This is a genomic window from Streptomyces bluensis, assembly GCF_014650715.1.
Taxonomy (GTDB): domain Bacteria; phylum Actinomycetota; class Actinomycetes; order Streptomycetales; family Streptomycetaceae; genus Streptomyces; species Streptomyces bluensis.
In genome coordinates this window covers 222888-235607 of sequence record NZ_BMVM01000008.1, presented here as the reverse complement: position 1 = coordinate 235607, position 12720 = coordinate 222888, and the positions used below count along the sequence as shown (strand labels likewise).

Genomic DNA, 12720 nt, shown 5'->3' with positions numbered 1-12720 from the left:
CTTGCGGTCCCACGATGAGGCTTCGCGGCAGAGGCCGCCGACGCCCGTGGACAACCCACGAGCTGTGGATAACTCCCTCACCCGAACGGGAGGTTCCGTCACGGCATCGCGAAACCCGGATCCATCCCGCCCAGCGCCGTCGTGCACAGGCAGTCGCGCTTCTCGTTCGGCGGCAGTGCGGCGACCGCGTCGAAGAGGACACCCCGCAGCCGGTCGACGTTCGCCGCGAACACCTGGAGCACCTCCTCGTGCGAGACGCCCTCGCCGGTCCCGGCGCCCGCGTCGAGGTCGGTGACGAGGGTCAACGACGTGTAGCAGAGCTCCAGTTCACGGGCGAGCGCGGCCTCGGGATGACCGGTCATGCCGACCACGGACCAGCCCTGTGCCTGGTGCCAGAGCGACTCGGCGCGCGTCGAGAAGCGGGGCCCCTCCACGACCACCAGCGTGCCGCCGTCCACCGGTTCCCAGTCCCGCCCGCGGGCCGCCTCCAGCGCGACCTTGCGGCCCGTGGGGCAGTACGGGTCGGCCAGCGACACGTGCACCACGTTCGGGATGTCGCCGCCCGGCAGCGGCAGCCCGTCGAAGTACGTCTGCGTCCGCGCCTTCGTACGGTCCACGAACTGGTCCGGCACGAGCAGCGTGCCCGGCCCGTACTCCGGCCGCAGTCCGCCCACCGCGCAGGGCCCCAGCACCTGGCGTGCCCCGACCGACCGCAGCGCCCACAGGTTGGCGCGGTAGTTGATGCGGTGCGGCGGCAGGTGGTGGCCGCGCCCGTGGCGGGGGAGGAAGGCGACCCGCCGCCCCGCGACCTCGCCGAGGAAGAGGGAGTCGCTGGGCTGCCCGTACGGGGTGTCGACCCGTATCTCGGTCACGTCGTCGAGGAAGGAGTACAAGCCCGAACCGCCGATGACACCGATCTCAGCGTTTTCCGTGTTCGCCATGCCCGCACCCTAACCGGGCCCGCGAACGCCGGAGACCCTGTCGCCGCACGACGACAGGGTCCCGTAAGCCTTCTTGTCGCGGCCCGAGCCTGGGGCCCAGGCCTTTGCGGCCCGAGCCTTTGCGGCCGGCCGGCCCCCTACGCCGCCGAGCTGCTGCTGGAGGCGGAAGAGCCCGAGGCCGACGAGCCGGACGACGACTTCGCGTCGGACGAGGACTTCGCGTCGGATGACGACTTCGAGTCCGACGACGTCGAGGACTTGGAGGACGACGCCGAGCTGCTGCTCGACGACGAACCGCGGCTGTCGTTCCGGTAGAAGCCGGAGCCCTTGAAGACGATGCCGACCGCGGAGAACACCTTCTTGAGGCGGCCATTGCAGTGGGGGCACTCGGTCAGGGCGTCGTCGGTGAACTTCTGCACCGCTTCGAGGCCCTCACCGCACTCGGTGCACTGGTACTGGTACGTCGGCACTGGTCTTCCTCCTGGCACTCTCACTCGATGAGTGCTAACGACGGTCCATAGTGACGTATTCCGTCGGTTCAGTCCACTGCCACTTGTGCGCGGTGACCGATGCCACGTGCGACGGTGCGGTTCGGGGGCCGCGGTGTGAGCCGTGCCCGCCGTGCGACCAGGACCGCCAGCGCCAGCGCCGTACCGGCCGTCGGCACCAGGAATCCGGTGCCGTCGCCGAGCCGGTCCTCCAGCTGTCCGGCGACCGTGACGGCGGCGGCCTGACCGAGCGCGACCGCACCGGTCAGCCAGGTGAAGGCCTCCGTGCGGGCGGCCGCCGGCACCAGACCGTCGACCAGCGTGTAGCCGGTGACCAGCGCGGGTGCGACGCACATGCCGACCAGCATGCCGAGACCGCCGAGAACCATCGCGGACGCTACGGAGTGAGCGGGCCACAGGCCGGCGGCGGTCAGGGCGAGGGCCGTGTACGCGACGACCAGCCGCCGCTGCGGGGCCGCCCTCCAGGCGATGGCACCGCAGGCGAGGCCGGACAGCATGTTGCCCGCCGCGAAGACGCCGTACAGGACACCGTTCAGGCCGGGCTCACCGATCGACTCGGAGTACGCGGCCAGCGAGACCTGCATGCCGCCGAAGACGAAGCCGATCCCCAGGAAGGCCACGATCAGAACGCGCACTCCGGGGACCCGCAGTGCCGAAACGTGCTCCACGCGCGCGTGCCCGTCGAGAACGGGGGCGGGCTGCGTGCCCCTCTGGGCCGCGAAGAGCAGACCGCCGGCCAGGGTGAGGGCGGCCTCCGTCACCAGTCCGGCCGCCGGGTCCACGGTCGTGCACAGCGCGGTCGCCAGCAGCGGGCCGAGCACGAAGGTCAGCTCGTCCGTGACGGACTCGAAGGCCGTCGCGGTCGTCATCAGGGGCGTGCCCTGGAGCTTCACGCCCCAGCGGGCGCGCACCATGGGGCCGATCTGCGGTACCGAGGCACCGGTGGGCACGGCGGCGGCGAAGAGTGTCCACAAGGGGGCGTCCGCCAGCGCCAGCGCGGTCAGGGAGAGGCCCGCCAGGGAGTGCAGGACGACGCCGGGCACCAGCACGGCCCGCTGTCCGTGGCGGTCGGCCAGACGCCCGCTGTACGGGGCGAACAGTGCCATGGAGACACCGGTCACGGCGGCCACGGCACCGGCCGCCCCGTACGAGCCGGTGGTGTGCTGTACGAGCAGTACGAGGGAGATGGTCAGCATCGCGAACGGCTGGCGCGCCGCGAAGCCGGGGAGCAGGAACGTCCAGGCGCCACGGGTGCGCAGCAGTTGCCCGTAGCCCGGGCGGGACGACGTCGAGGTGACCGTGGATGCCACGGCCCATGCCTTTCGCCGCCTGGTAGCACGCGCCCCGTTGTCCGGTCTTCCGCTTGTCCGGTCTCTTCGTCCGGTCGTTCGGGGGAGGCGTGCCGAGAGCTGTCCTCTTGCGCGTACTGCGGTGGATACCGGAGTCCACTGCGAGGGCGTCCCGGCCGCCATACGGTCGCGCCAGCTCTGCTTCAGGCAGAGGTGGTTCGATCAAGGTGCGCCTTCATAGTACAGAGATGATGGTGCTGTCCGCCTGTGAAAGCGAGCACCACCAGCCAGCCGACCTGGGATTTCCGGCAGGCTAGGGGCGCGCCCCGCCGTCCGTCGTCCCCAGCCAGCCGGCCAGCTTGCCGCCCAGGCCGACGGCCCGCAGACGCCGTTCCGCCGCGTCCCGGACGGGGTCCGTGGCCACGACGAGCAGTTCGTCGCCGCGTCGCAGCACCGTGCTCGGCAGGGGGACGAACGACGTGCCCTCGCGGACGACGAGCGTGACGGCCGCGCCGGCGGGCAGCCGGAGCTCGCTGATCTCGACGCCGTGCATCTTCGAGCCCTCGGGGATCGCCACGGACAGCAGGTGCCCGCGCAGCCGCTCCAAAGGTGCCGACTCGATGCCGAGGTCGGCCGCCTCGGGGCCCTCGCCCAGGCGCAGCTTCCGGGCCAGCCAGGGCAGTGTGGGTCCCTGGACGAGGGTGTAGACGACCACGAGCACGAAGACGATGTTGAAGATCCGGCGGCTTGCCTCGACGTCGTTCACCATGGGGATGGTGGCCAGGATGATGGGCACCGCGCCGCGCAGCCCGGCCCAGGACAGCAGCGCCTGCTCGGGCCAGGGCACCCGGAACGGCAGCAGCGCGGCGACCACGCTCACTGGTCGGGCCACCATGGTCAGCACCAGGCCGATGATGAGCGCGGGCACGATGTCGTCGGCCATCTCGTGCGGGGTCACGAGCAGGCCGAGCAGGACGAACATGCCGATCTGGGCGATCCAGCCGACACCCTCGGCGAAGCCGCGCGTGGCGGGCCAGTGCGGCAGCCGGGCGTTGCCGAGCACCATGGAGGCCAGGTAGACGGCGAGGAAGCCGCTGCCGTGGGCGAGTGCGCCGGCCGCGTACGCCGCGACGGCGATGGCCATGACGGCGATCGGGTAGAGGCCGGAGGCGGGCAGGGCCACGTGCCGCAGTCCGAGCGCGCCGAGCCAGCCCACCGCGAGGCCGATGGCCGCGCCGATGGCCAGTTCCAGGGCTATCTCGCCGAGCAGTACGTACCAGTGCTCCACCGGTCCGGCCGTGGAGAAGGCGACGACGAGAATGACCACCGGGGCGTCGTTGAAGCCGGACTCGGCTTCCAGGGTGCCCGACAGGTGCGCGGGGAGGGGGATCTTCCGCAGGACGGAGAAGACCGCCGCCGCGTCCGTCGAGGACACCACCGCGCCGATGATGAGCGACTGCCGCCATTCCAGCCCGATCAGATAGTGCGCGCCCGCGGCTGTCACGCCGACGCTCACCGCGACGCCGACCAGCGCCAGTGAACTGGCGGCCGGGAGGACCGGTTTGATCTCCTTCCACTTCGTGCCGAGGCCGCCCTCCGCGAGGATCACGACGAGGGCCGCGTAGCCGATGACCTGGGTCATGGCGGCGTTGCTGAACTGGATGTCCCCGAGCCCGTCCACACCCATGGCAACGCCTATGCCCAGGTAGACGAGCAGGCTGGGGAGCCCGCTGCGTGAAGAGATACGAACCGCTGCCACCGCGACGAGCAGAACGAGCGAGCACACGAGCAGGAGCTGGTTGAGGTGGTGGACAGTCAGCGGCTGGTCCCTTCTCGCGGGTCCGGGCAAGTGGATTCGAGCACGCGAAGGCGGTCGTCGGCGGGCGCCTCAGTGCAAGTACTTCGTTACCTTACCTAACTCTTGACGTTTTCTTGACACTCGGGAGTGGCAAGATCGAACGCCCGTGCGCGCTGGTTGCCGACTCCGCGTCAAGCCCTGTCCCGCCCTGCGCCTATGGTTGCTCCTGCGCTCAGTTAAAAGCACAGCCCGGCCTGCCGCTCGCATTAGGACAGCAAGGACAGCGATGCCCCCCAACACCACCGCCTCTTCCGGTCAGAAGCCCGGCAAGTCCGGCAGGAAGAAGGGGCGCAGAGCCCGCCTGCTCGTGATCGTCCTGGTCCTGGCGATCATCGGCGGCGTCGGCTACGGGTCGTACTGGTCGATCAGCACCGTGCGCGCCTCGTTCCCGCAGACCAAGGGTTCGATCACGCTGGACGGCCTGTCCGGGCCGGTCGACGTCCAGCGCGACGACTACGGGATCCCGCAGATCTACGCGTCCACCGACGAGGACCTGTTCATGGCGCAGGGCTACGTCCAGGCGCAGGACAGGTTCTACGAGATGGACGTGCGCCGCCACATGACCGCGGGCCGTCTGTCCGAGATGTTCGGCAAGAGCCAGATCGGCAACGACGCGTTCCTGCGCACCCTGGGCTGGGACAGGGTGGCGAAGGAGGAGTACGACACCAAGCTGTCGGCCGAGACGAAGAAGTACCTCCAGGCCTACGCCAAGGGTGTCAACGCCTACCTGCGGGGCAAGGACGGCAAGGACATCTCCCTGGAGTACGCGGCTCTCGGTTTCAGCAACGAGTACCAGCCCGAGGAGTGGACCCCGGTCGACTCGATCTCCTGGCTGAAGGCCATGGCCTGGGACCTGCGCGGCAACATGCAGGACGAGATCGACCGCGCCCTGATGACCAGCCGCCTGGGCCCGAAGCAGATCGCCGACCTGTACCCGGAGTACCCGTACAACCGGAACAAGGCGATCATCCGGGAGGGCCAGTACGACGAGATCGCCGGTACGTGGAGCCAGGGAGCGCAGGGGACACAGGGGTTGCCGGGGTCGCAGGGCTCCGGAAGCTCCACGCAGAGCGGTGCGGGCACGGGCGGCGGCGGGATCTCCACAGGAACCTCGGGGACCGCAGGAACCGCAGGAACCGCAGGGACCGCGGGGACGTCCGGCGCGTCCTCGGCCGTCCAGACGCAGCTCTCGGGCCTCTACAAGGTGCTGGAGGACGTGCCCGAGGCCGTCGGCGTGAACGGCAACGGCATCGGCTCCAACTCCTGGGTCGTCTCCGGCGACCACACCGTCAGTGGCAAGCCGCTGCTCGCCAACGACCCGCACCTGTCGGCCACGCTGCCGTCCGTCTGGTACCAGATGGGCCTGCACTGCAAGGTGATCTCCCAGAAGTGCCAGTACAACGTGTCCGGGTACACGTTCGCCGGTATGCCCGGAGTGATCATCGGCCACAACGAGGACATCGCCTGGGGCATGACCAACTCCGGCGTCGACGTCACGGACCTCTACCTGGAGAAGCTCACCGGGAACGGCTACGAGTACGACGGCAAGGTGCGCTCCTTCGACACCCGCGAGGAGACCATCGCGGTCGCCGGCGGCGGGTCCAAGAAGATCGTCGTCCGCACGACCAACAACGGCCCCCTCCTGTCGGACCGGGAGGACGAGCTCCTGAAGGTCGGCAAGAAGGCCACCGTCAACACCGCCGCCCCCGACCGCGGCGACGGCTACGCCATCGCGCTGCGCTGGACCGCGCTGGACCCGGGCACCTCCATGGACGCCGTGTTCGCCATCAACAGGGCCAAGGACTGGAACGGCTTCCGCAAGGCCGCCGCCCTGTTCGACGTGCCCTCCCAGAACCTGGTCTACGCCGACACCAAGGACAACATCGGCTACCAGCTGCCGGGCAGGATCCCGATCCGCGGCGAGGGCGACGGCTCGCTCCCGGCGCCGGGCTGGGACTCCAAGTACCGCTGGACCGGCTACATCGACCAGGACGAACTGCCGTACGAGTACAACCCGGACCGCGGCTATGTCGTCACCGCCAACCAGGCCGTCGTCGACAAGGACAAGTACCCCTACACGCTCACCGCGGACTGGGGCTACGGCACGCGCAGCCAGCGGCTCGCCGACCTGATCGACTCGAAGATCAAGGGCGGCGGGAAGGTCTCGACCGAGGACATGCGCCAGATGCAGCTGGACAACAGCAGCGAGGTCGCCCGGCTGCTGGTGCCCAGGCTGCTGAAGATCGACGTCGAGGACAAGAGCGTCCGGGAGACGCAGAAGCTGCTGGAGGGCTGGGACTACACCCAGGACGCCGACTCGGCGGCGGCCGCGTACTTCAACGCGGTCTGGCGCAACATCCTCAAGCTCGCCTTCGGCAACAAGCTGCCCAAGGAACTGCGGGTCAAGGGACAGTGCCTGACGGTCGATCCGGTCGACACGACCGGCCCCGCGGACGAGGACCAGAAGGTGCGCGAGTGCGGAGAGCGCGACGCGGACCAGGCGCAGCCGGACGGCGGCGACCGCTGGTTCGAGACGGTCCGCAGGATCATCGACGACGAGGACAACGACTGGTGGTCGGCGCCCGGGACACGGACCGAGGAGCCCGCCAACACCCGTGACGAGCTGTTCGAGCGGGCCATGGACGACGCCCGCTGGGAGCTGACCGCCAAGCTCGGCAAGGACATCGACACCTGGAACTGGGGCCGCCTGCACCGCCTGTTCCTGAAGAACCAGACCCTGGGTACCAACGGCCCCGGCTTCCTGCAGTACATGCTCAACCGCGGCCCCTGGAACCTCGGCGGCGGAGAGGCCACGGTCAACGCGACCGGCTGGAACGCGGCCGGCGGCTACGGCGTCGTCTGGGTGCCGTCGATGCGCATGGTGGTCAACCTCGGGGACCTCGACAAGTCCAAGTGGATCAACCTCACCGGTGCCTCCGGACACGCCTACAACGCCCACTACACGGACCAGACGGACAAGTGGGCCAACGGCGAGCTGCTGACCTGGCCCTTCTCTCAGAAGGCGGTCGACGCGAACACGAGCGACACACTGCTGCTGAAGCCGTGACGCCGCCCGCCTGACGCATACCGGTGAAAGGGCCCCTCTACGCGCGCGTAGAGGGGCCCTTTCCGTGCGAGAGGGGGTACCTGCGAGAGGGGTGCCCAGGGGTGCCTAAGGGCGGGCGGTCCCGAAGCGCCGTACTCCCGAAGGGGTCACCACCGCGTGCACCGGACGGTCATGCGGCTCCTCCGGCACGCGGTCGACGACCTCCGTGTCGTACAGGAGCACCACCAGCGCCGGATCGGCCCCCGCGCGCTCCAGACGGGCGAGGACCCGGTCGTACGAGCCGCCGCCGCGCCCCAGGCGCATTCCGCGGGCGTCCACGGCGAGACCGGGCAGCAGGACCGCGTCGGCCCGCTCGACGGCCGCGGGGCCCAGGCGCTCGCCGGTCGGCTCCAACAGGGCCATCCTTCCGCCGTGCCGCACACGCACCAGTGAACCCTCGCCCTCGTACGCGCCCCAGTCGAGGTCGTTGTCCTCCATCAGGACCGGCAGCAGAACACGCACCCCGCGCGCGTGGAGCGCGTCCAGAAGCGCGAGAGTGCCCGGCTCGTTCCCGACGGAGACGTATGCCGCGACCGTGCGCGCCCGCGCCAGTTCGGGCAGGCCGAGAGCGCGGACGGCGAGAGCGTCCGCCGCCTTCGCGACGTCATCCGCCGTCAACCCTTTCCTTACCGTGAGGAAGCCCCGCCGCAAGATTCGCTTGGCAGGGTCGGTTCCGTTCCTCATCCGGCTCACAGGCTGCTCCCGTAGTGTTCATGAGGGGCTCATATGAGTGCGAATTAACCGGAGCCACAGATTCTGCACAAAGGCACCGGATAGGGTTGCGCGCATGACTGAGTCGAACCCCAGGATCACCAAGGCTGTCATCCCCGCAGCCGGCCTCGGCACCCGGTTCCTTCCGGCCACCAAAGCCACTCCCAAAGAGATGCTGCCGGTCGTCGACAAGCCGGCGATCCAGTACGTGGTCGAAGAGGCCGTGTCCGCGGGTCTCGACGACGTCCTCATGATCACCGGTCGTAACAAGCGTCCCCTGGAGGACCACTTCGACCGCAACTACGAACTGGAGTCCGCCCTCCAGAAGAAGGGCGACGCCGGCCGGCTCGCCCGGGTCCAGGAGTCCAGCGACCTCGCCACCATGCACTACGTCCGCCAGGGCGACCCCAAGGGCCTCGGCCACGCCGTCCTGTGCGCGGCCCCGCACGTCGGCCAGGAGCCCTTCGCCGTCCTCCTCGGCGACGACCTCATCGACCCGCGCGACCCCCTGCTCCAGCGCATGGTCGAGGTCCAGGCGCAGCACGGCGGCAGCGTCGTCGCGCTCCTGGAGGTCGCCCCCGAGCAGATCCACCTCTACGGGTGCGCGGCCATCGACGCCACCGAGGACAGCGACGTCGTCAGGGTCACGGGCATGGTCGAGAAGCCCGACTCGGCCGACGCCCCCTCGAACTACGCGATCATCGGCCGCTACGTCCTCGACCCGCAGATCTTCGACATCCTCCGCAAGACCGAGCCCGGCCGCGGCGGCGAGATCCAGCTCACCGACGCCCTCCAGCAACTCGCCGCCGACGAGACGCTGGGCGGCCCCGTCCACGGCGTCGTCTTCAAGGGCCGCCGCTATGACACCGGTGACCGCGGCGACTACCTGCGTGCCATTGTCCGACTCGCATGCGAACGTGAAGACCTGGGCCCGGACTTCCGGACCTGGCTTCGCAGTTACGTAGCCGAGGAGATGTAGCGACTTTGAGCAGCGCCCCGACCCGCGACACCGGCCAGGACCACTTCTGGACGGTGAACGAGCACCTGGAGGACATCCTCGCCACCGTCCGCCCCCTGGACCCCATCGAGCTGCACCTCCTCGACGCCCTGGGCTGCGTCCTGGTCGAGGACGTCACGGTGCCGCTGTCGCTGCCGCCGTTCGACAACAGCTCGATGGACGGGTACGCGGTGCGGGTCGCGGACATCGCGGGCGCGAGCGAGGAGTACCCCGCCGTCCTGACGGTGATCGGCGACGTGGCCGCGGGCCAGGGCGAGCAGCCGCACGTGGGGCCCGGTGAGGCAGCCCGCATCATGACCGGCGCCCCGCTGCCGCCCGGCGCCGAGACCGTCGTCCCCGTGGAGTGGACCGACGGCGGCCTCGGCCGGGGGCCCGTCTCCCGGATGCGCGCCCACAGCGCCAGCCCCGAGGGCGCCTCCGGGCAGGTCGCCGTCCACCGCGCTGCCGGGGCACGCGCGCACGTGCGTGACAAGGGCAGCGACGTGAAGGCCGGGGACCGGGCCCTGGCGGCGGGCACGATCCTCGGCCCGCCGCAGATCGGGCTGCTCGCCGCGATCGGCCGCGCCACGGTCCGCGTACGCCCCCGCCCGCGCGTGGTCGTCCTGTCCACCGGCAGCGAACTCGTCCAGCCCGGCCAGAAGTTGGACCCCGGCCAGATCTACGACTCCAACAGCTTCGCCCTGACCGCCGCCGCCCGCGACGCCGGAGCGATCGCCTACCGGGTCGGCGCCGTCACCGACGACGCCGAGATCCTCCGCGCCACCATCGAGGACCAGCTCGTCCGGGCCGACCTGCTCGTCACCACGGGCGGGGTGAGCGTCGGAGCGTACGACGTCGTCAAGGAGGCACTCCAGTCCGTCGGCGACGAGGACGAGGCCGGCAGCGGCGTCGAGTTCCGCAAGCTCGCCATGCAGCCCGGCAAGCCCCAGGGCTTCGGCTCCATCGGCCCCGACCACACCCCGCTGCTCGCCCTGCCGGGCAACCCGGTGTCGTCGTACGTCTCCTTCGAACTGTTCGTACGGCCCGCGATCCGCGCCCTGATGGGGCTGGAGGACCTCCACCGGCCCACCACCCGCGCGACGCTGGAGGTGCCCAAGGCGCTGACCTCGCCCGCCGGGCGCCGGCAGTTCCTGCGCGGCACGTACGCCGACGGGAAGGTCACCCCCGTAGGGGGTGCCGGATCGCACCTGGTCTCGGCCCTCGCCCTTGCCGACGCGCTGATCGTGGTCCCCGAGGACGTGGAGTCGGTCGAGCCCGGCAGCGAGGTCGAGGTCGTCCTCCTCGGCTGACACCCGGGGCCAGGGAGAACCGGCTCCGCGAGGCCGCTGAAGTTGGCGTACCGTGTCGCGCACAACAGGCCGTGCGCCCACCGCGACGGCCCTGACCGGGAGCGCCACACCACATGACTGTGTCTTCCCGGGGGGAGACCCCCGGACCGCCGGCGGAGGACCGACTGACGCACATCGACGAGGCGGGAGCCGCCCGCATGGTCGATGTGTCCGGGAAGGACGTGACCGCGCGCACCGCCCGCGCCAGCGGCCGGGTCCTGGTCTCACCGCGCGTGGTCGAGTTGCTGCGCGGCGAGGGAGTCCCCAAGGGCGATGCCCTCGCCACCGCACGTATCGCGGGGATCATGGGCGCCAAGCGCACCCCCGAACTGATCCCGCTCTGCCACCCGTTGTCGGTGTCGGGTGTCAAGCTTGACCTGTCGGTCGCGGACGACGCCGTCGAGATCCTGGCCACCGTGAAGACGACTGACCGCACGGGCGTGGAGATGGAGGCCCTCACCGCGGTCAGCGTGGCGGCGCTCACCGTGGTCGACATGGTCAAGGCGGTCGACAAGGGGGCGGTCATCACGGACGTGCGCGTGGAGGAGAAGACCGGCGGGAAGTCCGGCGACTGGAGCCGGGAATGACCGGTTCCCCGTCGCTGGGCGGCGCCCTGCTCGCGCCGTACGCGGCCCTGGTGGTGACCGCCTCCAACCGGGCGGCGGCCGGGGTGTACGAGGACAGGGGCGGGCCCCTGATCGTGGAGGGGCTCGGCAGGCTCGGCTTCGCTGTCGACGGCCCGCAGGTCGTCCGCGACGGCGACCCGGTGGCAGAGGCACTGAGGGCGGGGGTGGACGCCGGGTACGACCTCATCGTGACCACCGGCGGAACCGGCATCTCACCCACCGACCGCACCCCCGAGGCCACCCGCGGCGTCCTCGACCACGAGGTGCCGGGCATTGCGGAGGCCATCAGGGCGTTCGGCCGTCAGAAGGTGCCCACGGCGGCGCTGTCCCGTGGACTCGCGGGCGTCGCGCGCGGGACACTGATCGTGAACCTTCCGGGCTCCACCGGCGGTGTGAAGGACGGGCTGGCGGTACTGGAGCCCCTCCTGGTCCACGCCGTCGACCAGATCCGAGGCGGGGACCACCCCAGACCCGGCGGGGCCACGGAAGCCGCCGGGCACAGACCCGGCGGGGGCACGGAAGCCGGGCACAGACCCGGCGGGGCCGCCGAGGACGGCCCCGCCCCTGCCCCCGACACGGACCGCTCCGGACCGACGGGGGGTGCGAGCTGAACAGCCCATCCTGGCCCGTCGTGCTGGCGGACGGCGATATCGTCCTCCGGCCCATAAAGCTGCGTGACCAGCGGGCCTGGCGCGAGGTCAACCGACGCAACCGGGACTGGCTGCGGCCGTGGGAGGCGACGATTCCGCCGCCCACGCCCGGAGGCCCGATCACCCACCGGCCGACCTACCGCCAGATGGTCCGCCATCTGCGCGCGGAGGCGAACGCGGGCCGGATGCTGCCGTTCGTGATCGAGTACCAGGGCCGGCTGGTCGGACAGCTGACGGTCGCCGGGATCACCTGGGGCTCGATGTGCTCCGGGCACATCGGCTACTGGGTGGACGAGGCGGTCGCAGGGCGGGGCGTGATGCCGACGGCCGTGGCCCTTGTGGTCGACCACTGTTTTCGCGCCGTCGGTCTGCACCGGATCGAAGTCTGCATTCGCCCCGAGAACAGCCCCAGCCGCCGGGTCGTGGAGAAACTCGGATTCCGCGAGGAAGGACTTCGTCCACGATATCTTCACATCGACGGGGCCTGGCGCGACCATCTCGTCTTCGCACTCACCGCCGAAGAGGTCCCCGACGGCCTGCTGGCCCGCTGGCAGCGGGTACGTGCGCGGAACGCGCGGAACACTCCGTGGAGCGCATCGCAGAACACGTCCGGCGAGACTCCGCGCAAATGAAATAAGTGTTCGAAATTGATCGCTCGCCGACCGCCTGAGCGCGTTAATTTCG

General features: G+C 70.4%; 11 protein-coding genes. 6 read left to right on the top strand and 5 right to left on the bottom strand.

What is annotated here, in order from left to right; genetic code table 11:
- Positions 1–98: 98 nt before the first annotated feature.
- The 4 genes from IE262_RS21370 to IE262_RS21355 form a co-directional block, all read right to left on the bottom strand.
- Positions 99–941: an S-methyl-5'-thioadenosine phosphorylase gene (locus IE262_RS21370; protein ID WP_134038806.1), complete on the bottom strand. Its 843-nt coding sequence runs from the start codon at positions 939–941 to the stop codon at positions 99–101.
- Between the two features lie 137 nt (positions 942–1078).
- Positions 1079–1411 carry an FmdB family zinc ribbon protein gene (locus IE262_RS21365; protein ID WP_134038807.1) on the bottom strand — a complete coding sequence of 111 codons (333 nt, stop codon included), beginning with the start codon at positions 1409–1411 and terminating at the stop codon, positions 1079–1081.
- A 68-nt stretch (positions 1412–1479) separates the two neighbouring features.
- Positions 1480–2760 (bottom strand): MFS transporter, encoded by a 1281-nt coding sequence (locus IE262_RS21360; RefSeq protein WP_134038808.1) that lies wholly within the window; start codon positions 2758–2760, stop codon positions 1480–1482.
- A 292-nt stretch (positions 2761–3052) separates the two neighbouring features.
- A complete protein-coding gene (locus tag IE262_RS21355) occupies positions 3053–4588 on the bottom strand; it encodes a potassium/proton antiporter (protein WP_134038809.1) in 1536 nt (511 codons plus the stop codon).
- A 235-nt stretch (positions 4589–4823) separates the two neighbouring features.
- Between IE262_RS21355 and IE262_RS21350 the strand changes: the two genes are divergently transcribed.
- Positions 4824–7664, top strand: coding sequence for a penicillin acylase family protein (locus tag IE262_RS21350; protein WP_189875682.1), 2841 nt, complete (start codon positions 4824–4826; stop codon positions 7662–7664).
- A gap of 105 nt (positions 7665–7769) precedes the next feature.
- Here IE262_RS21350 and IE262_RS21345 read toward each other — a convergent pair whose 3' ends face one another.
- Positions 7770–8387, bottom strand: a complete 618-nt coding sequence (locus IE262_RS21345; protein WP_189875680.1) for a 5-formyltetrahydrofolate cyclo-ligase — start codon at positions 8385–8387, stop codon at positions 7770–7772.
- Positions 8388–8490: 103 nt separating this feature from the next.
- Here IE262_RS21345 and galU point away from each other — a divergent pair, with 103 nt between their 5' ends.
- The 5 genes from galU to IE262_RS21320 all read left to right on the top strand — a co-directional run bounded on the left by galU (position 8491) and on the right by IE262_RS21320 (position 12668).
- Entirely contained in the window at positions 8491–9393 is a 903-nt protein-coding gene (galU, locus tag IE262_RS21340) for a UTP--glucose-1-phosphate uridylyltransferase GalU (protein WP_134038812.1), read from the top strand.
- A gap of 5 nt (positions 9394–9398) precedes the next feature.
- Positions 9399–10721, top strand: coding sequence for a molybdotransferase-like divisome protein Glp (glp, locus tag IE262_RS21335; protein ID WP_189875677.1), 1323 nt, complete (start codon positions 9399–9401; stop codon positions 10719–10721).
- 113 nt (positions 10722–10834) lie between these two features.
- Positions 10835–11347: a cyclic pyranopterin monophosphate synthase MoaC gene (moaC, locus tag IE262_RS21330; RefSeq protein WP_134038814.1), complete on the top strand. Its 513-nt coding sequence runs from the start codon at positions 10835–10837 to the stop codon at positions 11345–11347.
- Positions 11344–11997: a MogA/MoaB family molybdenum cofactor biosynthesis protein gene (locus IE262_RS21325; protein WP_189875675.1), complete on the top strand. Its 654-nt coding sequence runs from the start codon at positions 11344–11346 to the stop codon at positions 11995–11997. Before moaC ends, IE262_RS21325 begins: the two co-directional genes overlap by 4 nt.
- 20 nt (positions 11998–12017) lie before the next feature.
- Complete coding sequence (locus IE262_RS21320; RefSeq protein ID WP_189875673.1) at positions 12018–12668, top strand: GNAT family N-acetyltransferase; 651 nt, start codon at positions 12018–12020, stop codon at positions 12666–12668.
- Positions 12669–12720: the final 52 nt, after the last annotated feature.